The sequence below is a fragment of the Cryobacterium sp. TMT1-2-2 genome (genome assembly GCF_004403505.1).
Lineage (GTDB): Bacteria > Actinomycetota > Actinomycetes > Actinomycetales > Microbacteriaceae > Cryobacterium > Cryobacterium flavum.
In genome coordinates this window covers 1-24,653 of the sequence record NZ_SOGS01000015.1, presented here as the reverse complement: position 1 = coordinate 24,653, position 24,653 = coordinate 1, and the positions used below count along the sequence as shown (strand labels likewise).

General features: G+C 65.1%; 24 protein-coding genes, 1 tRNA gene and 1 pseudogene. 7 read left to right on the top strand and 19 right to left on the bottom strand.

Going from position 1 to position 24,653, the window contains the following annotated elements; translation table 11 throughout:
* Positions 1–8: 8 nt before the first annotated feature.
* On the top strand, positions 9–1,895 hold the full coding sequence (locus E3T35_RS09450) for an FAD-binding monooxygenase (RefSeq protein WP_134378746.1): 1,887 nt from the start codon (positions 9–11) through the stop codon (positions 1,893–1,895).
* A 36-nt stretch (positions 1,896–1,931) separates the two neighbouring features.
* Here E3T35_RS09450 and arfB read toward each other — a convergent pair whose 3' ends face one another.
* Positions 1,932–2,354 carry an alternative ribosome rescue aminoacyl-tRNA hydrolase ArfB gene (gene arfB / locus E3T35_RS09445; protein ID WP_134347008.1) on the bottom strand — a complete coding sequence of 141 codons (423 nt, stop codon included), beginning with the start codon at positions 2,352–2,354 and terminating at the stop codon, positions 1,932–1,934.
* 201 nt (positions 2,355–2,555) lie between these two features.
* On the opposite strand from arfB, the gene E3T35_RS09440 reads away from it, so the two are divergent.
* Positions 2,556–3,239 carry a hypothetical protein gene (locus E3T35_RS09440; RefSeq protein ID WP_134378744.1) on the top strand — a complete coding sequence of 228 codons (684 nt, stop codon included), beginning with the start codon at positions 2,556–2,558 and terminating at the stop codon, positions 3,237–3,239.
* Positions 3,240–3,320: 81 nt separating this feature from the next.
* On the opposite strand, the gene E3T35_RS09435 is transcribed toward E3T35_RS09440, so the two are convergent.
* The 15 genes and pseudogenes from E3T35_RS09435 to E3T35_RS09365 all read right to left on the bottom strand — a co-directional run bounded on the left by E3T35_RS09435 (position 3,321) and on the right by E3T35_RS09365 (position 16,960).
* Complete coding sequence (locus tag E3T35_RS09435; protein ID WP_134347010.1) at positions 3,321–4,034, bottom strand: ABC transporter ATP-binding protein; 714 nt, start codon at positions 4,032–4,034, stop codon at positions 3,321–3,323.
* Positions 4,031–5,854 carry an ATP-binding cassette domain-containing protein gene (locus tag E3T35_RS09430; protein WP_134378742.1) on the bottom strand — a complete coding sequence of 608 codons (1,824 nt, stop codon included), beginning with the start codon at positions 5,852–5,854 and terminating at the stop codon, positions 4,031–4,033. The genes E3T35_RS09435 and E3T35_RS09430 overlap by 4 nt, the downstream gene beginning before the upstream one ends.
* Positions 5,855–5,856: 2 nt before the next feature.
* A complete protein-coding gene (locus E3T35_RS09425) occupies positions 5,857–6,732 on the bottom strand; it encodes a branched-chain amino acid ABC transporter permease (RefSeq protein ID WP_134347012.1) in 876 nt (291 codons plus the stop codon).
* 89 nt (positions 6,733–6,821) lie between these two features.
* Positions 6,822–7,997, bottom strand: a complete 1,176-nt coding sequence (locus E3T35_RS09420) for an ABC transporter substrate-binding protein (RefSeq protein ID WP_134347013.1) — start codon at positions 7,995–7,997, stop codon at positions 6,822–6,824.
* A 96-nt stretch (positions 7,998–8,093) separates the two neighbouring features.
* Positions 8,094–8,459, bottom strand: a pseudogene (locus E3T35_RS09415) (phosphatidylinositol kinase); the annotation flags it as partial.
* On the bottom strand, positions 8,459–8,995 hold the full coding sequence (locus tag E3T35_RS09410) for a DUF3090 domain-containing protein (protein WP_134378740.1): 537 nt from the start codon (positions 8,993–8,995) through the stop codon (positions 8,459–8,461). The pseudogene E3T35_RS09415 and the gene E3T35_RS09410, both read right to left, overlap by 1 nt.
* A 9-nt stretch (positions 8,996–9,004) precedes the next feature.
* Positions 9,005–9,712 (bottom strand): MSMEG_4193 family putative phosphomutase, encoded by a 708-nt coding sequence (locus E3T35_RS09405; protein ID WP_134347016.1) that lies wholly within the window; start codon positions 9,710–9,712, stop codon positions 9,005–9,007.
* 9 nt (positions 9,713–9,721) lie between these two features.
* Positions 9,722–10,660 (bottom strand): pseudouridine synthase, encoded by a 939-nt coding sequence (locus tag E3T35_RS09400; RefSeq protein WP_134347017.1) that lies wholly within the window; start codon positions 10,658–10,660, stop codon positions 9,722–9,724.
* A 43-nt stretch (positions 10,661–10,703) separates the two neighbouring features.
* Positions 10,704–10,904 carry a hypothetical protein gene (locus E3T35_RS09395; RefSeq protein ID WP_134347018.1) on the bottom strand — a complete coding sequence of 67 codons (201 nt, stop codon included), beginning with the start codon at positions 10,902–10,904 and terminating at the stop codon, positions 10,704–10,706.
* Between the two features lie 208 nt (positions 10,905–11,112).
* Positions 11,113–11,496 (bottom strand): D-ribose pyranase, encoded by a 384-nt coding sequence (gene rbsD / locus E3T35_RS09390; protein WP_134378738.1) that lies wholly within the window; start codon positions 11,494–11,496, stop codon positions 11,113–11,115.
* Positions 11,493–12,437, bottom strand: a complete 945-nt coding sequence (locus E3T35_RS09385) for a ribokinase (RefSeq protein WP_134378736.1) — start codon at positions 12,435–12,437, stop codon at positions 11,493–11,495. Before E3T35_RS09385 ends, rbsD begins: the two co-directional genes overlap by 4 nt.
* Positions 12,434–13,378 carry a substrate-binding domain-containing protein gene (locus E3T35_RS09380; RefSeq protein WP_134378734.1) on the bottom strand — a complete coding sequence of 315 codons (945 nt, stop codon included), beginning with the start codon at positions 13,376–13,378 and terminating at the stop codon, positions 12,434–12,436. Before E3T35_RS09380 ends, E3T35_RS09385 begins: the two co-directional genes overlap by 4 nt.
* A 55-nt stretch (positions 13,379–13,433) precedes the next feature.
* The gene (locus E3T35_RS09375) at positions 13,434–14,405 is read right to left on the bottom strand and encodes an ABC transporter permease (RefSeq protein ID WP_134347022.1); all 972 of its coding nucleotides are present in this window, start codon (positions 14,403–14,405) and stop codon (positions 13,434–13,436) included.
* Positions 14,406–14,415: 10 nt separating this feature from the next.
* Positions 14,416–15,930 carry a sugar ABC transporter ATP-binding protein gene (locus tag E3T35_RS09370; RefSeq protein WP_134378732.1) on the bottom strand — a complete coding sequence of 505 codons (1,515 nt, stop codon included), beginning with the start codon at positions 15,928–15,930 and terminating at the stop codon, positions 14,416–14,418.
* 1 nt (position 15,931) lies between these two features.
* Positions 15,932–16,960, bottom strand: a complete 1,029-nt coding sequence (locus E3T35_RS09365; protein ID WP_134378730.1) for a LacI family DNA-binding transcriptional regulator — start codon at positions 16,958–16,960, stop codon at positions 15,932–15,934.
* A 312-nt stretch (positions 16,961–17,272) separates the two neighbouring features.
* Here E3T35_RS09365 and E3T35_RS09360 point away from each other — a divergent pair, with 312 nt between their 5' ends.
* Both E3T35_RS09360 and E3T35_RS09355 read left to right on the top strand, forming a co-directional pair.
* Positions 17,273–18,340: an NAD(P)-dependent alcohol dehydrogenase gene (locus tag E3T35_RS09360; protein ID WP_134378728.1), complete on the top strand. Its 1,068-nt coding sequence runs from the start codon at positions 17,273–17,275 to the stop codon at positions 18,338–18,340.
* 113 nt (positions 18,341–18,453) lie between these two features.
* Positions 18,454–19,431, top strand: a complete 978-nt coding sequence (locus tag E3T35_RS09355; RefSeq protein WP_134378727.1) for an aldo/keto reductase — start codon at positions 18,454–18,456, stop codon at positions 19,429–19,431.
* A gap of 4 nt (positions 19,432–19,435) precedes the next feature.
* Here E3T35_RS09355 and E3T35_RS09350 read toward each other — a convergent pair whose 3' ends face one another.
* Together E3T35_RS09350 and E3T35_RS09345 are read right to left on the bottom strand one after the other, a co-directional pair.
* Entirely contained in the window at positions 19,436–20,314 is an 879-nt protein-coding gene (locus tag E3T35_RS09350; RefSeq protein WP_134378725.1) for a helix-turn-helix transcriptional regulator, read from the bottom strand.
* A 162-nt stretch (positions 20,315–20,476) separates the two neighbouring features.
* Entirely contained in the window at positions 20,477–21,175 is a 699-nt protein-coding gene (locus tag E3T35_RS09345; protein WP_134378723.1) for a bifunctional 2-polyprenyl-6-hydroxyphenol methylase/3-demethylubiquinol 3-O-methyltransferase UbiG, read from the bottom strand.
* A gap of 189 nt (positions 21,176–21,364) precedes the next feature.
* Here E3T35_RS09345 and E3T35_RS09340 point away from each other — a divergent pair, with 189 nt between their 5' ends.
* Positions 21,365–22,351, top strand: a complete 987-nt coding sequence (locus E3T35_RS09340; RefSeq protein ID WP_104090943.1) for an NYN domain-containing protein — start codon at positions 21,365–21,367, stop codon at positions 22,349–22,351.
* Between the two features lie 42 nt (positions 22,352–22,393).
* On the opposite strand, the gene E3T35_RS09335 is transcribed toward E3T35_RS09340, so the two are convergent.
* On the bottom strand, positions 22,394–23,146 hold the full coding sequence (locus E3T35_RS09335; RefSeq protein WP_134378721.1) for an MOSC domain-containing protein: 753 nt from the start codon (positions 23,144–23,146) through the stop codon (positions 22,394–22,396).
* 180 nt (positions 23,147–23,326) lie between these two features.
* Here E3T35_RS09335 and E3T35_RS09330 point away from each other — a divergent pair.
* Both E3T35_RS09330 and E3T35_RS09325 read left to right on the top strand, forming a co-directional pair.
* Positions 23,327–23,400 (top strand) — tRNA-Pro (locus E3T35_RS09330).
* 249 nt (positions 23,401–23,649) lie between these two features.
* Entirely contained in the window at positions 23,650–24,171 is a 522-nt protein-coding gene (locus E3T35_RS09325) for an HIRAN domain-containing protein (RefSeq protein ID WP_166789898.1), read from the top strand.
* Positions 24,172–24,653: the final 482 nt, after the last annotated feature.

Here is a 24,653-nt window from a genome sequence, read left to right as displayed (position 1 = left end):
AGGAAGCCGTGCAGTTTCACCACCACGGATACGTGTCCACCGATCCGCGCACTCAGGATGCGGCCGGAGTCGGCATCGATCGCCCCGATGAAATCCCTGACAGCGTCGACGTTCTCATTGTGGGAACGGGCCCGGCCGGCATGATAACCGCCGCCCAGCTCTCCCAGTTTCCCGGTATCACGACCCGCATCGTGGAGCGCCGCGGTGAGCGTCTCGCAATCGGGCAGGCCGACGGGATCCAGGCCCGCAGCGTCGAGACTTTTCAGGCGTTCGGCTTTGCCGAGCGCATCATCGCCGAGGCGTACCGCATCACCGAGATGGCGTTCTGGAAACCAGACGCCACCAACCCGGCTAACATCATTCGCACGGCCCGCGCCATCGATGATCCCACCGGCATCAGCGAGTTTCCGCACCTCATCGTCAACCAGGCGCGCGTGCTCGACTACTTCGCCGAGGTCATGGCGAATTCGCCTACCCGCATGGTGCCGGACTTCGGCTACGAGTTTGTCAGCCTGACCAACACCACGCGTGAAACCAACAGCGTGAGCGACTACCCCGTCGCGGTGACGCTCGTACACACCACCGGCCTCAAGAAGGGCCAGGAGCGCATCGTTCACGCCAAGTATGTGGTCGGCGCCGACGGTGCCCGCAGCGGCGTGCGCGATTCGATCGGCTGCACCCTCGCCGGCGACCAGGCCTTCCACGCCTGGGGAGTCATGGATGTGCTGGCCGTCACCGACTTTCCCGACATTCGCACCAAGTGCGCCATCCAGGGGGCTAACGGAAGCATCCTGCACATTCCGCGCGAGGGCGGCTATCTGTTCCGCATGTACGTCGACCTCGGCGAAGTCGCCCCCGATGACAACGGCGCCGTGCGCACGACGACGATCGACGAGATCATCCTGAAGGCGAACGAGATTCTGCACCCGTACACACTCGACGTGAAAAACGTGGCCTGGCACAGCGTCTACGAGGTCGCCCACCGCCTCACCGACCGCTTCGACGACGTACTGCCCGAGGAGATCGGCATCCGCTCGCCGCGCGTCTTCATCATGGGTGACGCCTGCCACACGCACAGCGCCAAGGCGGGCCAGGGCATGAACGTCTCCATGCAGGACGGTTTCAACCTCGGTTGGAAGCTCGGCTACGTGCTCGACGGTCGCAGCCCCGAGACACTTCTCAGCACGTATTCCGCGGAGCGCCAGGTCATCGCCAAGAACCTGATCGACTTCGACAAGGAGTGGTCTTCACTGATGGCCGCCAAGCCCGAAGACCTCAAGGTGCCGCTCGAGGACTTCTACACCCAGACGGCGGAATTTCCGGCCGGGTTCATGACCCAATACCCGCCGTCGATGCTGATTGGTGAAGCAACCCATCAGGCGCTCGCCACCGGTTTTCCCATCGGAAAGCGTTTCAAGTCAGCTCCGGTGGTGCGCGTCGCCGACGCCAACCCGGTCGAGCTCGGCCACCACCACCGCGCCGACGGCCGCTGGCGCCTCTACGCGTTCGCTGACGCCGCCAACAGCTCCGCGCTCACCGCCTGGGCCGAGTGGATGCGCACCGCTGACGATTCCCCCCTGCTCGCCCACACTCCGGCCGGCACCGACATTGACAGCGTCTTCGACGTGAAGGTGATCTACCAGGAGGCGCACACCGAGGTGGATCTCGGCCAGGTCGACGAGGCCTTTCTGCCAAGAACCGGCCCGTTCGGACTCATCGACTACGAGAAGGTATACGCCGCCGACCCCGACGAGGACATCTTCGACCTGCGCGGCATCAGCCGCGACGGCGCCGTGGTCGTGGTTCGACCGGACCAGTACGTCGCGAATGTTCTGCCGCTGCCCGCGACAGCAGAACTGGCCGCCTACTTTCGACGGATGCTGCTGGTTCGGTAGCCGCTTCCATTAAACGGATGCCGGCTAGCCTTTGGGCTATTCGGCCGCGGGACGCTGCCGGTTGCGTTTCGTGGCCGAGCGCTGTTGTTTGACGGCGAGGTGCCGCCGGGCCGATCCCTTGGTGGGTCTGGTCGCGCGACGCACGGCCGGTTCCGCGGCCAGCCCCGCGATCACCAGGTCGGCGAGCTTACGCAGCGCGATCTCGCGATTGCGCAGCTGGGAGCGCTGCTCGCTGGCTGCGATGGTGACCACGCCGGAAACGAGACGGTGCCCGAGCCGGGTGAGCAGCAGCATCCGCTCGTCGTCGGAGAGTACGCTTGACTCGGCAATATTCCAGGACAGCTCGACGCGACTGTCGGAGGTGTTGACGTGCTGGCCGCCGGGGCCGGACGACCGCGAAAATCGCCAGCCCAGTTCACGCTCGGGAATGGTGAGCGTCGGCGACACCTCAAGATCCATGCCCCTAGCCTGGCACGATCTCGGCCCAGTCGAGAAACGAGCAGATCGGCAGCCAGCACTTTCAGGATCCTCGATATGTGGATACCCTCTGCGTCGTAACCCCAAAAAATGCCAGTCCTTTTGGCAGAGGGCTACGAACCAACGCGGTCGCATCCAACCGTCGGGATCGTCTCGATGGGCGAGGTCACATAGGAGTGAAACGTGAAGAAGAACATTAAACTGGTACTCGGAGCGGGGGCAGCCGCGCTGATCGCCGTGTCGATTGGCGCCGCCCCGGCATCAGCGCATGTCCCGAAATCGGTGCGCGGTAACGTGGTACTGACCGCCAACCTCACCGAGCTTAACGACTCGGGGGCTTCGGGCAAGGCGATCGCTGTCGTTCGCGGCGAGACGATTCGGGCCATCGAGATCCGCGCGACGGGTTTGTCCGCCAATGCTCCGCACGCCCAGCACATCCACTACGGCGAAGAGGCAATGAACGAGTGCCCCACGCTCGCGTTGGACACCAACGGTGACCAACGCCTGAACACCGTCGAGGGTATCCCGGCCTACGGGCCCGTTGTGGTGTCCCTGAACACCAGCGGAGACACCACGCCGGCCAGCTTCCTGGACGTTACCCGGTTCCCCGTCTCGAAGAACGGCTCCTATAGCTATCTCCGGACCAACATCCGCTTCACGGACGTTGCCGGAACCGGCGACGATGGAGGCAACGGTACCGCTGCTGACATCGCCGAGGCCATCCGCGACGGTGAAGGCGTCGTCGTGATCCACGGAGTCGACTACAACGGCAACGGGATGTACGACTTCGAAGCGGGTAACAGCGAGCTTGACGGGACCCTCCCCGCCGAGGCCACTGACCCGGCCGCCTGCGGAGTGCTGGACTAACTGCAAGTCATTTGATTGAAGCTGAGGTCCAGGGCACGCACAGAGCCCTGGACCTCGGCTTCAACTGTAGTCAAGACACCACTAGTCCAATCCCAGGTAGGCCTCGATGACCTTCTCATCGGAGAGCAAGTCGTGGGCCGGCCCGGAATGCGATATCTCCCCGGTCTCGAATACATAGCCGAAATCGGCAGCCGCAAGGGCCCGCCGGGCATTCTGTTCAACCAGCACCACCGTGGTCCCGGTCTGGCGAATTTCCTCGATCACCGCAAACACCTCGTCCACGATCTTGGGCGCCAACCCCATCGAGGGTTCGTCGAGCAGAAGAATCTGCGGCTCGGCGATCAGGGCGCGGGCGATCGACAGCATTTGCTGCTCGCCGCCGGACAACGCACCGGCCTGAAGCTTGCGTCGCTCAAACAGCACCGGGAACCGTTCGTAGACCTTGGCCACGTTCTTGTGCATGGTGCTGCCGCGGTGCCAGCCGCCGAGGCTGAGGTTCTCGGCAACGGTCAGCGTGCCGAGGATCTCGCGTCCCTCGGGAACCTGCACGAGTCCGGCCTTTACCAGCCGGTGCGCCGGCCATCTGGTGATGTCCTGGCCCTTGAATTTGATGATGCCCTGGCGGGGTCGGAGCAGGCCGGATACGGCGTTCAACACGGATGTCTTACCGGCGCCGTTGGCCCCGACCAGGGTGACCAGTGCCCCCTCCGCCACCTCGAAGGATACGTTGCGCACGGCCTCCACGCGGCCGTAATTGACCTGCAGGCCCTCCACGCTCAGGATCGGATCGCTCATCGGTTCTCCTCCGGGGCCGTCGTGCCGTTGGGCTTTGTTGCGCCGCCCTGGGCGGGGTCGGCGTGGTACCCGTGGGCTTCACTGTCCGGGTCGGCGGCGATACGGGCGAGATTCTCGGCGGCCAGCACGGATGCCGCGTCGGCGTCAGCGTCGGAGCCGACCGACCCGAGGTAGGCCTCGAGCACCTTGGGGTCCCTGGCGATGTCGGAGGGCAGACCGGCCGCGATGACCTCTCCGAAGTTCAGCACCATGATCCGGTCACAGGTGGCCAGCATCATTCGCACGTTGTGCTCGATCACGAGCACGGCGATGCCGTCGGCGGCAAGCGAGCGAATCAGGTCTGACAACCGTGCGGCCTCCACCTGGTTCATTCCGGCCGCGGGCTCGTCCAGGACCAAAAGGGACGGATGCGAGGCCAGCGCGCGGGCGATCTCCAGCCGCCGCTGGTCGCCGTAAGACAGGTCGCCCGCGGCGTTAGCCGCCTTGTCACCGAGGCCGACGCGGATCAGTTGCGCGGATGCCATCGCCACGGCTTCGCGTTCCCACCGACGGGCCGAAGGAAGGAAGAACAGCCGTCGGAGCAGCGTGTCGTGGGTGATGCGGTACCCACCGACGAGCACGTTCTCCAGGGCCGAGAGCCGGTTGAACAGCTTGATCTGCTGAAAGGTACGGGCCACTCCGGCCTGGGCCAGGCGGTGCGCCTTTGTGGTGGCCGCCAGGGGAACGCCGAGCACGCTGCCGGCGCCGGTGCTCGGGGGCGTCAATGCCGTCACCATGTTCACGAGGGTGGTCTTGCCGGCACCGTTAGGGCCGATCAGGCCAAGAATCTCGCCGGCGTTCACGGTGAGGTCCACCGCGCGCACGGCGTGCACTCCCCCGTAGGACTTGCCGAGCCCGGTCAGGCGTACGAGCTCGGTGCCCGGCGTCGGCAAAGCCGGAAGGGTGGGCCGCAGCGCAGGATCGGAAATCAGGCGTTTGGCGGACTTTCTGCGCGGAATGAGACCGGACAGCCCACCGGGCAGAAAGAGGATGACGACGAGGAGCAGCACGCCGGAAACTGTTGGACGGATCCAGCCGGCGTCGACGCCGAGGACACGCTGCAGTTCGGGGAGCACCGTGAGGAATGCCGAACCGAGGATCGGGCCGACGAACAGGGTGACCCCGCCGACAACGGCCGTGACCAGGCCGTCCACCGCGGCCGTGAACGAGAACTCGTTCGGGTCGGCGAACCGCGAGAAGTATGCCAGCAGCACGCCGTAGAGGCCGGCAATGGCGCCCGCGATGACGAAGGAAGCCATCCGGTAGCGAGGAACGTCGATACCCATGGTCGTGGCAGCCAATTCGTCTTCACGAATCGCAGCGAAGGCTCGTCCCAGCCGGGAGCCGGAGAGACGCCAGAACCAGAAGGCCACCACGATTAGCGCGACCCAGGCGACCTCGAGGCCGACGAGCTTGGGAAAGCCCAGCCCCTGCGCGCCATTGGTCCAACTCTGGTTGATCAAAAAGATGCGCACCATTTCGCCGAACGCCAGGGTGGCGATGGCCAGAAAAACACCGCGTAAGCGGATGACGGGCAGGCCCAGAATGAATGCGGCAATAATGCCAACGACCATGCCGAAGACGATGCCGACGGCCAGCGGAGGAATGAAGCCGAACAGCGGCTCGGCGGGAACAACGAGCGCGGAACTGAAGGCCGCCAGGGAGGCCAGCCCGAGCTGGGCCAGGCTCAGCTGTCCGGCAATCAGCACGGCATAGAAGCTGAAGGCGAGGATCGCCGTCAGGGCGATCAGCGTGATGAGAGAGGAGTATTCCGCCAACATGCTCAGACCTCCCGCGTCTTGCGTGCGCCGAACAGGCCCTGCGGGCGAAGGATGAGGATGAGGAACAGCAGTCCGAACGCCACCATGTCCCGCCAGGAACTGCCGATGTAATTCACGGCCAGAACTTCGGCGACGCCCAGGATCAGGCCGCCGATCAGGGCGCCCGGAAGCGATCCCATCCCGCCGACGACGATCACGGCGAGGGCCTTGAGTTCCACGGCGTGACCGATACCGAGGGAGGCGGCGTTGACGTTCAGGGTGAACAGCACGCCGGCCACAGCGCCCAGCGCCGAGGAGAGAGCGAAGGTGGTGCTGCTGATCCGGCCGACGTTCAGGCCCAGAACCGAAGCTGCGTGCGGGTTTTCGGCGATGGTACGCATGCCTCGGCCGAGCTTCGACTTGGCCACGAGCCAGGTCAGAATGACCATCAGCGACACGCTGACGATCAGGATGATGACCTGCAGGAGCGAGACGGTCGCACCGAGAATTTCCACCCGGGTGGGCGGGAACACGTCCGCGGGAAACCGCCGGGTATCGGCGCCATACAGCGCCTGAAGCAGCGACAAAAGGATCGCCCCGAAGGCGATCGATGAGATCAGGCCCGCGAAGTGCGCATCGTGCCGCCCGGCGAGCGGCCGGAAGGCCACGCGTTCAATCAGGATTCCCAGCACCGCGCCGAAGACCAGCACCAGGGGAATGAGCAGCCAGATCGGCACGCCGAACCTGGTCACGATCTCGATCCCGACCAGGGCGCCGGCGGTGAAAACGGCCGCGTGAGCCAGGTTCAACCGGTCGAGGATACCGAACACGAGGGTGAAACCGATGGCGAAGAGCGCGTAGATCGAGCCGAGAAAAATTCCGTCCAGGAAGAGCTGCATTGGTGATGTCCCTGTTTTTGGCCGCGTACCGCCCAAGGCGAAACGCGGCCGGCGTGGTGTGAGTGGCGCGGTGTGTTGGTGCGGTGACGCTACTTCAGAATGGCGAACTTGCCGTCCTGAACGATCTGCACGAGGGCGTCGTGCACGGCGTCGCGGTTCTCATTCAGGCTGACATCGCCCAGGACCGTCGGCACGTCGGTGATGTCGCCGAGGCCCGTCTTGATGTCCTCGCGTTCGGCCGAGCAACCGGACCGAACGGCGTGGTCGATGATCTGCATGCCGGCGTATGCCTGCGCGGAGAACTGATCGGGAGCCGAGGTGTACGCGGCCGTGTAGTCCTCGATGAACTTCACGTTCTGTTCGTTGTCGGAGGCGGAGTTCCATGCGGCACCCACGATGACGCCCTCGGCTGCCGCGCCGGCGCCGGTGAGCAGAGCAGGTGAGTTGAAGCCGTTGCCGCCGATGATCGGCGTGTCAATGCCGATTTCGCGGGCCTGGGTGACGAGCGGCACGGCCGCGTCGATCAGGCCGGAGACGACGATGGCGTCGGCGTCGGACTGCTTGGCCTTGTTGAGCAGGGCGCGAAAGTCAGTGTCCGCCTTGGAGAAGGTGAGGGTGTCGACCACTTCCACATTCTGGTCCTCCAGCGCAGCGGCGAAGGCCTGGTAACCCGACTCGGTGAAGGCGTCGTCATTGCTGTACATGACAACGACCTTCTTCACGCCGAGCTTGTCGACGGCGGCTTTGACGGTCTGCGGAATCACGGCATCCTCGGTGAGGGAATCGCGAAAGACGTAGTCCCCGATTTCGGTGATGCCGGCCGCGGTGTTCGACACGCCGAGCACGGGAACCTGCGCGTCCTGCGCGATCGGGTCGGTCTGCTTCGCGGTGTTGGACAGGGTCGGGCCGATGATGATGCTGGCGCCGGAAGCGATGAAGGTGTCGAACACCTGAATGGCCTGCTTCGGGTCGGTCGCGTCGTCCTCGACGGTGAGCTCGTAGGTGACCCCGCCAACCGCGTTCAGGTCCTCAACTGCGAGTTCCAGCGCGTTCTTCTGTCCCGCACCGTACTGCGCCGCAGCGCCCGTGAGACTGAAGGCCGCAGCGATGGGTACGGCTGATTCGATAACGCAGTCAGCGCCGGTTCCGGTTCCGGTCAGGCCGCCACCGGCGGTCGTATCGGTTTCGGCGGGGGTGCTGCAGCCTGTCACGGCGAGCAGCAGGGCGGAACCGACTACAGCGGTAGAGAGCAGTTTTCTTCTCATGTGTGGACCTCCATGGCCAAAACGACTGAACGTGCCCGCCAGCTAGGCGGGGTCCGTGTGGACGATCCTATCTTTCCCGCACGAACCATCACGCCGATCGTCTCGCCCATCGAGAACTCGTCGCCACCCCGTGGCCGGCACGGCGTCCGCTGCCACCAGGTCGACGGCGCTCTGCGCCGGGTCAGGCTCCTGCCACAGTTGCACCATGCCCTCACCCATCGGGCCGTCGCGCAGCCAGGTGCGCGGCACGATGTTCCAGCCGAAAACCTGGGACACCAGGTAGGCGGCCACCTCACGATTGGCCAGGTTTCCGTCGGGAAAATCCCAGAGCGGATGCTCCCCCGCGACCGGTTTATAGACCACCACCGCGCCGCCGATGCTGCCGAGGAAGGTCGCGTTCGAAGCCGTCTTGATTCGGCCGGTCAGCTTCAGCTCACCGTTGACCAGGTCGGGGGCTGGCATCAGACATCGGGCAGGGTGCAGGTGTGCCCGTCGGCGTCGACGGGATAACCACAGAGGGGACACATGGGACGCCCGGCGCCGACGATTTCGCGGGTGCGCTTCGCGAAAGCCCTCGCGGTCCCCACGGAGATGCGCACGAGAAGCATCTCGGACTTTTCCGCCGGATCGCGCACATCGTCGTCTTCGTCAACCGGGTAGGCCTCGATCACGAATTGAACCGTGGTCGGATCCCACCCCAGACTCATCGAACCGGTGCGAAATTCTGCCGCCACGGGCTGCTCGAGCGGGTCGTTGTCGACGATCTCGATCGGCGTCGTAGTCGGAATACTGAACGGGTTGCCCTCGAGAGTGATCAGCTGGTCGAGAATCTCGTCGATATTTTCGGCGAGCAGCGCTGACTGTTCTTTCTCCAGCGCGATACTCACGATACGGCTACCACTGCGTACCTGCAGATAGAACGAACGCGACCCGGGCGGGCCGATTGTGCCGACGACGACCCGATCCGGCCAGTCGAACTCATGAACGATTGTGGGCATACAAATACTCTAGGCGTGCCGGGTGCGCAGTGGCTGAGGCCCCACTCCGCCGCCCACCGGCGCGTCGTCCGAGAGGGTGCTGTCGGCCAGCCAGGCCAGGTCGCCGCCGTCGGTGTTGGTGGCGTGCACGCTCGGTCGGCCGGAGCCGTACCGCACGATCGACGCCGACGCCGGGCCGACACTGATGCGTTGGAACAGGTCGAGGTGTATACCGAAGGCGTCAGCCAGAATCGACTTGATGACGTCGCCGTGGCTCACCGCCGCCCACACCGCACCTGGCCCGTGCTGCGCCTCGAAGGCGGCGTCCTGGCGTCGAATCGCGGCCACCGCGCGAGCCTGCATCGCCGCCATCGATTCGCCGCTGGGAAAAACCACCGCTGAGGGCTGGTTCTGCACGACCGACCACAGTTTCTCCTGGGCCAGTTCGCTGAGGTTTCTGCCCTGCCAGTCGCCGTAGTCACACTCGGTCAGATCGTCGTCGACCAGGGTGACCGGGGATCCGGTCTGGTGGTCGAGGATCAGCCGGGAGGTCTGCTGGCAGCGTTCCAGCGGGCTGGAGACCACGCCGACCAGCGGCACGACCGCCAGGCGAAGACCCGTCAGCGCTGCCTGGTCCTGTCCGATCTGATCCAAGTGGATGCCTCTGGCCCGTCCGGCCAGGAGTCCGGTGGCATTTGCGGTGGTGCGGCCGTGCCGCACAAGGATGACTGTAGCCATGGGACCAGCCTAGGCATCCGTTCGACGAGCCTTGACCTCGCTGCGCAATGGCAGCGTGCGCAAACTGGCGAACTCCCGCAGGCGACCGTCGATCGGGTCGGTGAAGCGCACCTCGTTCGCCAGCAACTGCAAGGGTCGGGTGAAATCGTCGATAGCGATTTCTCGCACGACCGGGTAGATCGGGTCGTCACTGATCGGAACGCCAAGGCCGAGCATGTGCAGGCGCAACTGGTGGGTACGACCGGTGCGGGGCGTCAGCGTGTAGCTGCCGAGCCCGTCGATCGGGGAGTCGAGTTCGATCAGGGACTCGGAGTTGGCCGGCGCGCCCGGCAGCACTTCGGCCTGCCACTGGCCGCGGCGGGTCACGAGGTGGTTGCGCACCGTCACGGGCAAGTCGAGGCCCGGAAGCAACGGCGCGAGCGCCCGATAGGTCTTCGCGACCTCCTGGCGCTGGAACATCGATTGGTACGCCCCGCGCCAGCGCCGCTCAGTCGCGAGGACCAGCAGCCCCGACGTCACCCGGTCCAGCCGATGCAGGGGTGAGAGCTCCGGAAGCGCGAGCTCGGCGCGCAGCCGCACCACCACGCTCTGCACGACGTGGCGCCCGCGGGGAATGGTCGACAGGAAGGCGGGCTTGTCGATCACCACGATGCGATCGTCGCGATAGATCAGATGAATGGGCCCGGGAACGAACGTCTCCACGGCCAGATCGCGGTGGAACCACACAAACGTGTACGGCCGGTACGGGTCGCGGCCGCCGACGACGGTGCCCGTCGCATAGACAAAACGTCCCTGGGCCAGAAGGCCGACCACGTCCACAAACTCCGACAGGCGCTCATCGAGCCAGGCACCCATGGTCTCCCAAAGCGGATGCTTCGACCGTTCCGGCGTGCACACCCACGCGGCATCGAGCCCGTGACGTTGCGGGAGTGGCGAACGCGGGGGCATCCACTGATGGTACGTCGCCCAGCCGCGCACTGACCTGCAGCAATCACGCGCCCATCGACAGCAGCACGTGATAGATGACGTAGACGGGCCAAACGATCGCCTGCAGCAGGCCCAGGATGACGCCCCAGAATGTGCCGTTGGATTCCGAGACGAAATAGATGGCCGCTCCGAGATAGGCCAGGAAGAAGACGAATCCCAGCGGGCCTTCCCGCACGATCACCCGCGCTCGACTGTCCCTGGTCATTGGGTCCTCCGCTTCTTAAGGTCGTCGTGCCTCGCTACGCACGAGAGTAGCCCCGCAGAACGGTGACGACGAGTGCTGCGCGCGGGAGATTCCCCGAGCGTCCGGTGTGAAAGCTCCGGATTCACCCCGGCGGATCACGCGGCGTCATCGATCGCGCCCGCACGGCGTAGAGCCGCCGGCGCGGTGCCGGCTCCGCAGGCGCAGGTCCTCAGAACGAGACTCCGCAGACCAGCGCCGCGTTGGCGAACGGCGTCGCCTCCCCCGTGCGAATGAAGAGCTTCGCCGACGCGGAGATGGCCTTCAACTCCGCGTGGCTGATGTACTCGATGTCGGTGAAGCGGTCCGACAGCCATGCCCCAGCGGGAGCGGTCTTTGCTTCCTTCGCCGCCACGCATCCCTGGAACACCATCTCATCGAGCAGGGCGTCGAGAACCTGTTCGAACCGCGGAATTCCGTGCACCAAGGCTAGGTCGACCACGGGAACCCCAGGCGGAATCGGCATGCCGCAGTCCGCGAGCAGAATGACATCCGTGTGACCGAGCCGGGCCAGCGCCCCCGCCAGCTCAGCGTTCAGGATGCCCCTCCTCTTCATGCGTTCACCGTCGGCAGCACGTCCACCAGTGTCGGATACGAGGTCTGCGTTCCGCGGCTCTGCACCGCGAACGCCCCGACCCGCACGGCCAGGCGAACGGCCTGAAGCAGGCTCACGCCTGCGGCCAGCTGCGCGCTCAGCGCGCCCACGAATGCATCGCCAGCGCCGGCGCTGTCCACGGCGACGACCGTCGGCGAGGCCACGGTGTTGGTGCCATCCAGGTCGGCGCAGATGGCACCCTTCGCGCCGAGCGTCAGAACAAGGGATGCGACGCCCACCTCCAGCAGCCGGCTCACCAACTCGGCATCCTCGGTGGGGACACCGCGGTGGGGTGCCAGTTGTGCGAGCACGAGGGCCGCCTCGTGCTCGTTGACGACCAGCGGGTCGGCTCGCCGGATCGTGTCAGCATCCAGTTCGATCACCGGAGCCAGATTCAGTACCACCCGTCCCGTGGCCCGCCGCGCCGCCTCGGCGATTCCGTCGGCCGGAATCTCACCCTGCAAAACCACTACAGCAGCGGCGGCGATGATGCCCGCGCTGGCCTGAACGGCCTCGGCGCCCATGAGTGCATTGGCACCGGGGATGACCACGATCGTGTTCTCACCGTGATCATCCACGCTGACCAGGGCCAGCCCAGTGGGTTCGTCGACCGTTCGCACGGCCGACTGGTCGACACCGGCGCTGGTCAGGATCGCACTGGCGACAGTGGCCTGCGAATCCCGACCGACCGCACCGACCAGGCGCACGCTGGCACCGAGCTGGGCCGCCGCGACGGCCTGGTTGGCCCCCTTACCGCCGGGCAAGAACTCCATCGATGTTCCGATGAGGGTCTCGCCCGGCTTCGGGTGGCGTTGCACGCGGATCAGCTGATCGACGTTGATGGATCCCACGACAACGACCGAACCGGGCGTGGTGAGGGCCGTATTGACGAGGTGACTCACTTGGCGAAGTCGCCGACATTCGTCTTGGTGACGGAGACGACCTCGACCGGAACGGTCTTCGCGATCGTCTCGCCCTTGATGGCCTTGATGGCGAATTCGACGGCAAGCTTGCCGAGTTCGGCCGGCTGCTGCGCGATGGTCGCGACCATGGTGCCCGCCTTGATGGCGTCGAGTCCGTCGGTCGTGCCGTCGAAGCCGACAACGAAGACCTCGGAGCCGGCCTTGTCGCCCAGCGCCTGGATGGCGCCGAGGGCCATTTCATCGTTTTCAGCGAAGAGACCAGTGACGCCCGGGTTGGCCTGCAGCAGGTTGGTCGTGACATCCAGCGCGGCGGCGCGGTCGAAGTTGGCCGTCTGCGTGGCGACAACTGTGATGTCGGGGTAGGCCTTCAGGCCCTCGTCGAAGCCGGCGCCGCGCTCCCGGCTGGCTGACGTTCCCGCTACGCCCTGCAAGTGGATGACGGTGCCCGTTTCGCCCATGGACTTGGCCAGTTCGTCGGCTGCCTGACGCCCGCCGGCGACGTTGTCGCTGGCGACGAGCGACGCGAGGTCAACGTCGGTGACGGTGCGGTCGACTCCGATGACCGGAATTCCGGCGGTGATCAAGGCATCCACTGCCGAGGCGGCGGCATCCGAGTCCACCGGATTCACGATGACGGCCTTGGCACCGCTCGAGGCAGCAGTGGCGAGCTGGTTGGCCTGCGTAGCCGAGTCGTTCTGGGCATCAACGATGCTCAGCTGCACTCCGGCTTCCTTGGCTGCAGCCTCCGCGCCGTCGCGCAGTTCCACGAAGAACGGGTTGTTCAGGGTGGAAATGGCCATCACGATTTTATCGCCGGAGGCCTCAGCGCCGCCGCCGCGGCCACAGGCGGTGGTTCCCGCCAGGATCAAGGCTGCTGTTGCGGTCACTGCCGCGATTTTGAGGAACGAGGATGACTTCATTGGTTTTCCTTTGGATGAGGCGGATGGAGGGGAAAGTTTGCTGACAGCTGGTGGGTCAGCTGTTGCGGGACTTGCGGCGCAGCACGTCGATACCAACGGCCAGGGCGATCACGAGGCCGATCACGACCTGCTGCCAGAACGAGGTGACGTTGAGCAGGTTCAGGCCGTTGCGAATGACGACCAAAACCAGGGCTCCCACGAGGGTGCCCGAAATTCTGCCGAGGCCTCCGGAGAGCGAGGCACCGCCGATCACGACAGCCGCAATGGCATCGAGTTCGTAGCCGGCCGCGGCCTGGGGCTGCGCTGAATCGAGACGCCCCGCGAGCAGCAGCCCGGCGAGTGCGGCGAACAGGCCGGCCAAGGCGAAGACGGTGACGAGGATGCGCTTGACCGGCAGACCCGAGAGCCGGGCCGCTTCTGCATTGCCGCCGACGGCATACATCGAACGGCCAATCACCGTGCGGTTGAGCACAAACGAGGCGGCCAGGGCGGCGATCACGAGAATGACGATCGGCATCGGCACCGGTCCGAGGTTGCCGCCGAGAAAGGAGACCTCGGGCGCCGTCTTAATCGGCCGGCCGTCGGAGATCACCAGGGTCAGCCCGCGGGCCACGCTGAGCATGGCGAGGGTGGCGATGAAGGACGGCAGCTTTCCGTAGGCATTGGCCAAACCGTTGATAACTCCGGCGAGCGCTCCGACTACCAGACCGCCCACGAGGGCGAGCCAGCCGGGGAGGCCGGCACTGGCGAACATCCAGCCGGAGGACATGGCCGACAGTGCCGCCACGCTGCCGACGGAAAGGTCGATCCCGCCAGCCACGATGACGAAGGTCATCCCGAAGGCCAGCACGGCCACGGTGGATACCTGGATACCGATGTTGAGCAGGTTTGGTCCGGTCAGAAAGTCCGGGGTTGCGATGAACAGGGCGAGGCAGAGAACGACGAGACCGACCAGGGCGCCGTTGTTGGCGAGAAACTTCTTGTAGTCGATACCGCGGCGCGGCGTCGGCAGGGTGGTGGTGGACATGATGGTTTCCCTATCTCTGTTCGTGCGTCTCGTCGACATCGCGGGCAGCGAGTGTCATGACTGCGTCTTGGGTTGCCTCGGCGGCGCTGAGCTCGCCGGCGATACGGCCGTCGCGCATCACCAGGATGCGGTCGCTCATGCCGAGGATCTCGGGCAGTTCACTGGACACCATGAGAATCGCTCCCCCGGCCGCCGTGATCGTGTTCATCAGTTCGTAGATCTCGACTTTGGCACCCACGTCCACACCGCGCGTTGGCTCGTCGAGCAGCAAGATCGTCGAGGCGGCGATGATCCAGCGGCCGAAGACGGCCTTCTGCTGGTTACCGCCGGAGAGTGCGCCGATCGGCTGGTCGATGGTGTGCATGCGAATGCGCAGTCTCTTCGCGACCGCGGATGCCCGGCTGCGCTGGCCGGCAAAGTCGACCAGTCCCAGCTTCGCGGTGGACGCAAGGGTGGCGTAGCCGAGGTTGTTATTGACGGATGCGTCGAGCACCAGCCCCTGTCCCTTGCGGTCCTCCGGCACGTGCCCGATACCCGCCGCGATCGCGGCCTTGATGCTGCCCTTCGGCAGATGCTGGCCGCGCACGGCGACCGTGCCGGAGGCGTATCGGTCGGCGCCAGCGATGGCCCGGATAAGTTCTGTGCGCCCCGCGCCAACCAGGCCCGCGATGCCGAGCACTTCGCCCGCCTTGACGGTGAAGCTGATGTCACTGAACAGCCCGGTCGACGTGAGATTCTCCACGATGAGCACCTCCGCGGCCTGACTCAGGTTTTCAGGCACCCGGGGAAACTGGTCCTCAATGCCGCGGCCAACCATCAGCTTCACGAGTTCGTCTTCGGAGGTGGAGGCCGGAACTTCCCCGATGAATTCGCCGTCGCGCAGCACGGTGACGGTGTCACCGACCTCGGCGATCTCGTCGAGGTGGTGGCTGATGAAGAGCATGCCGACGCCACGCTGGCGCAGGTCGGCCATGACCGCGAACAGGTTTTCGGTTTCGTGGCGGGTCAGCGCTGCGGTGGGCTCGTCGAGGATGAGAATGCGGGCGTTGATACTCAGCGCCTTGGCGATCTCGACCAGCTGCTGCCGGGCGATGCCCAGCTCACCCACCAGAATGTCGACGTCGATATCCAGGCCGATCAAGGCCAGCGCGGCTCGGGCGTGCTGGCGCAGGGCGCGACGGTCTACGAGACCGTGCCTGGTCGGCATCCGCCCGAGCATGACGTTCTCGGCAATGCTCATGGTGGCCACCAGGTTCAGTTCCTGGTGGATCGTGGCGATACCCAGCGCCTCAGCCGCGCGGGTGTTTGGCAGGGTGACCGTTCTGCCATCAACGACGATATGGCCCGAGTCCGGCTGGTAGACACCCGCCATCATCTTGATCAGCGTGGACTTTCCGGCACCGTTTTCCCCGAGCAATACCTGAACCTGGCCGGGGTAGACACTGACCGTGACGTCGTGGATGACCGTGACCGGTCCAAAGACCTTCCCCACATTCTGCAGGGTCAGCAGTGGTTGTTGAGTCATGTCAGTTCTTCCTTCGGCTGGATGCGGGCAGGATGGGCAACGACGATGAGCCACGGATGACGAGTTCGCTGGGCAGCACCACCGATTGGGGTGAGTTGCCAGCGATGACCTCAAGCAGCATTTCGACGGCGATCCGGCCCATGTCCTCAACGCTGTGGGAGATGACGCTGAGTGCCGGGTCGAGCAGGGCAAACCATTCGATATCGTCGAAGGCGACCAGCGCGAGGTCCGTTCCGATGCGCAGACCCAACTTGTGCAGAATGGCAATCGCGCCGACGGCCATCAGGCTGTCCGCGGCGAGCAAGGCTGTCGGCGGGTCGTGCAACTCGAGCAAGGCGTGCAGGCCGGCCGAGCCACTCGCCGCCTGGAAGTCTCCGAAGTACACCAGGTCGGGGTCCTGGCTGAGACCGGCGTCGGCCACGGCCGCCGTGAAGGCTGCAAACCGGTCGCGGCCGGTTGAGGTCGCCTGCGGGCCGGAGATGTAGCCGATCCGGGTGTGCCCGAGGGCGGCGAGGTGTTGGACAGTCTGACGGATGCCGACCTCACTATCGGTGGTCACGCTCGGCACGTCGATACCGTCGATGGTGCGGTCCACGAAGACCGTTGGAATCTCGCGCTCGATCAGGGAACGGATGCTGCCGCCACCGTCGCCAAGTGGCGCCACGATGATGCCGTCTACCCGCCGAGAGATCAGCGTATCCAGGTACCGGTCCTGCTGTTCCTTCTGCTCGTTGGCGTTGCCGAGCAGGGTGACATAGCCCTCGGACAGGGCTGCTTGCTCGATGGTATGGGCGAGATCGGCGAAGAACGGGTTACGTACGTCGGGTACCAGCAGGCCGATGGAATCACTGCGGGTCGAGCGCAGGGCCCTGGCTTGGGCGTTGGGCCGATAGTCAAGCTCGATGACTGCCGCGGCGACCTTGTCCCGCGACTGGGGGGAGGTGGCCGGGTTGCCAGAGAGAACGCGGGAAGCGGTGGCCGCCGAAACGCCAGCCAGTGCGGCTACGTCCTTGATTGTGATGTCCGCCATCTTCTTCACCTCATCGTGGTCATGGAATCGATTCCATGGAATCGATTCCATACTAGGTCGTGAAGTGAACGTGTGTCAATGCGCCCCGGTAACGGGGACTCACGCCTGCACCGGGCTTCGGATCGCACCTGCACCCGCCCGGCTCCTGGCCGCGAGATCAGCGGATGCCGTGGGTAGGTCAGACAGTGCCACGTTCCAGCCTCGACCAGATCCGTGGCACGGCGTAACGTTGCGTGAGCGGATGTCACCGTCGACACGTGCCACGGCACGGGGTTCCCCCGCATTCCACCACCGGCACAGAAAGATTTTTCTATGACGACCACCGTTCCTGCCCTCGCCGCCCCCGCGGCCACCCAGCCCCTCGTTCGCACCACAATCGAGTTGCGCACTCCCGGCGCCCACGACGTGGCGATCGATATCAAGTTCGCCGGCATCTGCCACTCCGACATCCACCAGGCTCGCGACGAGTGGGGTGTGGGATTGTTCCCGATGGTTCCCGGCCACGAGATTGCCGGCATCGTCTCCGCCGTCGGCAGCGACGTCTCCCGTTACCAGGTGGGCGACCGCGTCGGCGTTGGCTGCTTTGTCGACTCTTGCCGCGAGTGCGCCAACTGCCTCGCCGGCGAAGAGCAGTACTGCCTGAAAGGCGAGGTCGGCACCTACAACGACCGTAACCACGATGGCACCCCCACCAACGGCGGCTACAGCACCGCGATCGTCGTCGACGAGAACTACGTGCTCGGCATTCCCGACGGCATCGAGCTCTCCGAGGCCGCTCCCCTGCTCTGCGCCGGCATCACGCTCTACTCCCCTCTCGTGAACTGGGAAGCCGGCCCCGGCAAGAAGGTTGCCATCCTGGGCATGGGCGGCCTCGGCCACATGGGTGTGAAGATCGCCCACGCGCTCGGCGCCGAGGTCACCGTGCTCAGCCAGACCCTCAGCAAGAAGGAAGACGGCCTGCGATTCGGCGCAGACCACTACTACGCCACCAGCGACCCGACTACCTTCACCGAGCTCGAGAACCACTTCGACCTCATCGTGAACACCGTGGCTGCGAACCTCGACCTGGAGGGCTACCTCAAGCTGCTCGCCCTCAACGGCACGCTCGTGCACGTTGGAATCCCCACCGAGCCTGACAGCGTGAAGATGTTCTGGCTCGCCGCCCAGCGTCGCTCCATCGCCGCCTCGAAGATCGGTGGCATCCGCCAGACCCAGGAAATGCTCGACTTCTGTGCCGCTCACGGAATCGGCGCCGACATTGAGATCATCTCGGTCGATCAGGTGAACGAGGCGTACGAGCGTGTTATCCGCAGCGACGTGCGCTACCGTTTCGTTATCGACGTGACCACGTTTGCCAACGAGACCCGCGCCGACGCGTAGGCGCCCCGACCGGCGCTATAGACACCGCCCAGGTCGATAATAAACCCAGGCACGAACCGCCCCGGGCCGCAGATTTCAACGCGGCCCGGGGCATCCGTCATTAAAGGAGTCCCATGAAGTACGTGAAGCTCGGAACCACCGGTCTGGATGTCTCGGCGCTCGCCCTGGGCTGCATGAGCTACGGCGAGCCGGAGCGTGGAAACCACGCCTGGACACTGACCGAGGCCACCAGTCGGCCCTTCATCCGGCAAGCCGTTGAGGCCGGCATCAACTTCTTCGACACCGCAAATGCTTACTCGGCCGGGTCGAGCGAGGAGATCCTCGGCCGCGCACTCGCGGAGTACACCAACCGCGACGAGATCGTTGTGGCCACCAAGGTCTACTCACCGGTCGGTGAAGGTCCCAACCAGCGCGGCCTCTCACGCAAGGCGGTGCTGCAGGAAATCGACAACAGCCTGCGTCGCCTCGACCTCGACTACGTGGACCTCTACATCGTGCACCGCTTCGACCCATTCACTCCTCTCGAGGAGACGCTTGAAGCCCTGCACGATGTGGTGCGCTCGGGCAAGGCCCGCTACCTGGGCGCCTCCTCAATGTTTGCCTGGCAGTTTGCGAAGGCCTTGCGCCTGCAACAGGTGAACGGCTGGACGCCGTTCGTTTCGATGCAGAGCCAGTACAACCTGATCAGCCGGGAAGAGGAGCGTGAAATGTTCCCCCTCGCCGCCGACGCCGGCATCGGTCTCACCCCGTGGAGCCCCCTCGCGCGTGGAAAGCTGACCCGGGACTGGGACCAGACGACCGCCCGCACCGAGACGGATCTGGTCAGCCAGGCCTTGTACGCACAGGCGGAGGACGGCGATCGCGCTGTTGCTGCAGTTGTCGCTGACATTGCCGCTGAACGCGAAGTTCCGCGCGCTCAGGTAGCCCTGGCTTGGGTGTCGGGCAACCCCGCTGTGACGGCGCCGATCGTGGGCGCAACGAAGCCGCAGCACCTCAGCGATGCCATCGCCTCGCTCGACCTTGAGCTCAGCGCCGACGAGCGCGGGTGGCTTGAGGCATCGTACGTTCCGCGTCTGCCTGAAGGGTTCTAGAGCGTCAGCGCAAGGACTCGAGCGCGGCGGCATCCGTCTGATCTGTGCGCCAGGAGGCCAGAATGCGTAGCGCGTCGTTTGAGGCCGACGCCGGTTGGGTGCTGTAGACGAAGAGTTGCTGGTCTGGTTCGCCCGGAACCGGGAAGGTCTCGTAGTCCACGTCAACGCGCCCCACGATCGGGTGCACGAAGCGCTTCACACCGAACGTGCACTCCCACACCCGGTGCTGGCTCCACCAGGCGCGAAATTCGTCGCTCTTGACGGTCAGTTCGCCGATCAGCTCGTTGAGCGCCCGATCGTTGGGGTGGGATCGCGCGTCGTGGCGGAGCATGGCCGCCACGTCGCACGCCACAATGTCCCAGTCCAGGTACAGCGTGCGCGCCGACGGGTCGAGGAAGGTCCATCTGGCCATGCTGCGCCCGAGTCCCGAGCCCTTCGTGAAGTCCTTCAGCAGCAGCTTGGCGAGGTCGTTCATGGCCAGCACGTCCATGCCGACGCCGAGCACGAACGCGGGCTGCACGGTGAAGGAATCCATGATGGTGCGCACCGACGGCCGAACGGCGTGGGTGCGCCGCCGCTGCTGGTTGCGGCCGCCGGTCGAGGCAGATAACAGCGAGAACAGGTAGCTTCGCTCCGCCTCATTCAGGTGCAGTACCCCGGCGAGCGCGTTGACAACGGCATCGGATGCCTGCGTCACTCGGCCCTGTTCCATCCGCGCGTAGTAGTCCACGCTCACACCGGCCAGCCCGGCTACTTCGTCACGGCGCAGTCCGGGTACCCGCCGGGCGGCCGCGTGCGGGTTTACCGGCAGGCCGATATCGGCTGGCGTCAGGCGGGCCCGGGCTGAGCGCAAAAAATCAGCGAGGGTATCTTTATCGTCCATCCCTCCAGTATCGCCCGACGAGGCGCCTTCGCAGGTGGGCCGCCACCGACAGCGACATGCAGCGTCACCAACTGAGGCACCGGTCGGGCCTCGCCGCACGTGTTTGGGAAGCTGGCACTGGTTGCAACACGGGCTAACTTCCCAACCACGTGCCGTCAGCGCTCAGCGCAAGCGTCGCGCCCGCACCACGACGTCGTGGGTGTGGTGCGCCCCGGCGCCGGTCGCCACGTAGCGCGGCCTCGTCTCGTCCACCTCGATCTGCCAGCCGTCGTCCAGCAGGGCAGCGACCCGGGCCGGACTCACGTAGTCGTCGGGATTGCACCCGTGGGACTTGGCCTCATCCGTCGTCGGAGCCGGGTGGTGCACGATCACAAGCACGCCGCCCGGGGCGACCGCTGACAATAGCGCGTGCTCGGCAACATTCTCGGCGGTGCGCAGCAGTGCGGGGTATTGCGCCGAGACGAGATCGAAGGATGCCGCCGGCAGCGCCGCCTCTACCAGGCCGGCATGCAGCCAGTGCACGCTCACTCCGCGAAGCTCAGCCTGGGCGGCAGCTCGATCCAGGGCCACCCGCGACACGTCCAGCGCCGTGACATCCCACCCGCGTTCCGCCAGCCAGAGGGCATCCGCTCCCTCGCCGCAGCCGACGTCCAGCGCGCGCCCGGCGGGGAGATCCTGCACCTCGGTCACCAGCGTGGCATTGGCCTGCCCGCTCCACAGCTGCGACATGTCGGCGTAGCGGTCGTCCCAGAATTCCTCGACCGCGCCCGGATCGCGCGGCGCATGTTCAGCGGATGCTGCCTCCCCAGCCCCGGGGGCGGCATCGGACTGGGCGTGTGAGTTCTCGTGCGTGTGCTCCATGGTTCAAGCATCCGACTTTCGCGACTGCACGACAAATGCTGCGGACCCCGATGTGCACCCCCCGCAGCCCGAAGGCAGCGCACGACAGCGTGCATAGAGCCGGCTGAGTTGCCTCGGCCGCATCGCACGGCGCAAACTAGACCTACCGGATCGCGACTGAGTCTTCCGCCTGTGGCTAAGGAGCTCACCATGACTGAACCGAACGATGCTCGCGTCGGCCTCTATATCGACTTCGACAACATCGTCATCTCGCGCTACCAGCAGCTGCACGGGCGCAACGCCTTTCAGCGCGACGGCATCCGCGATTTCAATAAAAAGAGCCCGGATGCCGACCCCGAGATCGCCGCACGGCTCGCCTCCGCGACCGTAGATTTCAACGCCATCATCGACTTTGCCGCGTCCTTTGGCACCCTGGTGGTGAACCGTGCCTACGCCGACTGGTCGGTTCCGGTCAACGCGAGCTACCAGCGGCAGCTGATGTCGCGCGCGGTGGACCTGACCCAGCTATTCACCACGACTACCCGCGGAACCAAAAATGGCGCGGACATCCGTTTGGCCGTCGACGTGGTCGAAGACCTCTTTCGCCTGCCCGACCTCACCCACGTGATCATCATCGCCGGCGACTCCGACTACATCGCGCTCGCCCAGAAGTCGAAGCGGCTGGGTCGTTTCGTGGTCGGCATCGGGGTAGCGGGCTCGACGAGCACCTCGCTGGCGGCAGCCTGCGACGAGTTCGAGGACTACGACTCGCTGCCCGGAATCGGCAAGGCCGCCGCGATCGCCGTCGTCGAGGCACCGAAGGCGAGCAGGAAGGCGGCCGAACCCGTCGCCGCTGTGCCCGAGGCAGCTCCCAGCCGCGCTCGTCTGCTCACCACGATTCCCATGTTCTCGCACACCGAGGATGCGCAATTCGACGAGCCGGAGGCCGAGGACATCGACCCGCAGACCCTCGCCACGGAGCTGTTGGTTCGGGCGCTGCAGATCGGTCACGCCAAGGGCGATGCCGACGAGTGGCTCAACACCGGCACGATCAAGAACCAGATGCGCCGCATGGACCCCTCGTTCAATGAGAAGCCGCTCGGCTTTCGTTCCTTCACCGATTTTCTCGCGTCGCGCAGCGACCAGGCCGAGCTGAAAGAGGATGGCCCGCAGCGACTCATCCGGCTGCGGCCTTAGTTCCGGCACGAGCCTGCGCTGTAGGACTCGCCCGGTCTTGAGCTAGACCAGCGCGACGTCGTCGCCGACCGACACGAAACCGGGGCTGATGACCTCGGCATAGACGCCGAACATGATGTCGCTGCCGTGCAGCCGATATCCGCCGAGGGTTTTCAGCAAATTCGTTCCACGCTCACCCGTGTCGGGGTCGATGTCGATGACCGCACACCGAGGAATGCCGCCCTTCACGAGCAGGCGGACTCCGCCCACTTGAAGCTCGCGGCCGGCCCACTCGTCCTCAAGGTGCGCCGGGGTATCGCCGCTGTCGAGGGTGAAGGTGGAGCGAAAGCGCCGCGTGTCAACCTCGATTCCGCTCTCGCGCGCGAGCCGGTCGAGCGAGCTCGTCGTGACGATTGTCACCGAATCGGCGTAGACCGCTCCCCCGGTGACGAGACTGCGGGCGAGCACGACGCTCCGGCCCAGCAGGCGGGAGAATTCGCTCGCCCACGGGCCGTCGAGCACCTGCATGGGCGTCTGGCGACCCCAATAGTCGAAGTCGACGGTGCCGCCGCTCGGCATGGGAACCGCCGCGACTCGATGTCCGTCGATCGTCGCCGAGAGCACCCCATCAACCCAGTCGGCCTCGCACGCCACCAGCGCGGGGTTCTCGACCGTTCTCAGGATCTGTCCGTTGTTCAGATCGACGACGGCGAAGTCTCGATCCCCGACCGGTCCGTCTGCGGTGAGACGGATGCCGTCCCGCGGCTGGTGCCGGCAGCTTTTCAGCGTTGACACGCCGATGTCTCGAATATGCATGATGCTGTCTACCCTAGCGAGGAGCCGTGGGCCGCACGGGGCGAGCCGGCCCGGTCATCCGCTGAACCCGGCACGATCTCGAGCCGGTGCCGTTGTGTTCATGCGACCGCTCATAAGGCGGTAAGCTCTTACAGTTGTCTTCCGCAGGTTTTGATCGTTGAAATCGCGTTGTGGAAGCGGCGGGCTGTGGCGCAGCTTGGTAGCGCACTTGACTGGGGGTCAAGGGGTCGCAGGTTCGAATCCTGTCAGCCCGACAGATGAAATAGCAGGTCAGAGGCCAGTTCCGCACTTCGCGGGGCTGGCCTTTTCTGCGTCTATCGGGCAGTTACGCCAACGGTTACGCCAATTAGCTTTGGACTCAGAGCTCGGTAACCAGCACCTAGACTCCGAGAATGGGGATTCTCGCACGACTATTCGGACGCAGGCCGTCTAAACCTGCAGTTATCACGCCTGCCAAGCCACCTGAAACCGTGCCTGCACGTCCGCCGCGTCGGAGCTATACGGTGAAGCTGCCGGGAGGAGTCGTCGAGACGCGCTATACAGATCGGTGGACCGGGACATTCGACGACTGGGTCGCCGAGATGGAGGCAAAACTCGGGCCGGAGGAACTGATTCCGGCATTGGAGAAGGTCACCATTGACACCACGGCGCTGAGGGCTCTCGACTTACGAGACCTTCCGTCTACGAGATTTCGCATCGTCGGCTCCTCATACTGCGTGACTGAAGATGAGCGTGCCTTGTACGGCGGGACCGACTACCTACTCAAGCGCGAACCGGACAACGGGAGTGACGCCAACGCCGTTGCAGTCTTCGGCCAAGGTCGGAAGGTTGGGTACCTTTCGGCGGCAAAGGCCGCTTCACTTGCAGAGCTCTTGGACGGACTCGACTTCGATGCGTTCCAGGTAGGGGGAACATCCGTTTTGGGTAATTCCATTCGACTCTGGGTTGACGTTCCCAAGGTCGCCGCTCTCCGTCTCTTCGTGGCGGGCTTGGGCGAAAGTGAACCCCAAGGCACAGAAGCGTGACCCCGTTGCGGCCATAGACAGCCTGCCAAACGACAAGTTACGCCCCTCCTCGGGATTCCTGGGGAGTGGCGGTATTGCGCGGTCGCGCAGCCCGCACGATGAACCAGGCCGTCGGCATAGCGCTCCGCGCTGGTCTCGCGCTCTAGATAGAGCGTGACGTGTCAACCGGCATGGTGCGCGGGTCTTCAAACTCGTGAGCGGGATCGGCGCTGCACTGGTACTTCATTGCAGAGGCGGGTGAGATCATGCTCCGATCATTATTCCGCGTCAGGGATAGTGTGCCGGGGCAGTTGTCAATCTCGCATATATCGTTCATATAGGAGCATCCACTCAGCGGGACGTGACCATGGCGAATCGTGGCTTGCCCTGGCCTTGCCCCCGTTGCGTGGACACCTCACAAGAGAGAATGTTCACATGGGAAAGACACGCAGGGAGTTCACTCCTGAGTACAAAGACGAGGCCGTAAAGCTCGTGATCAACAC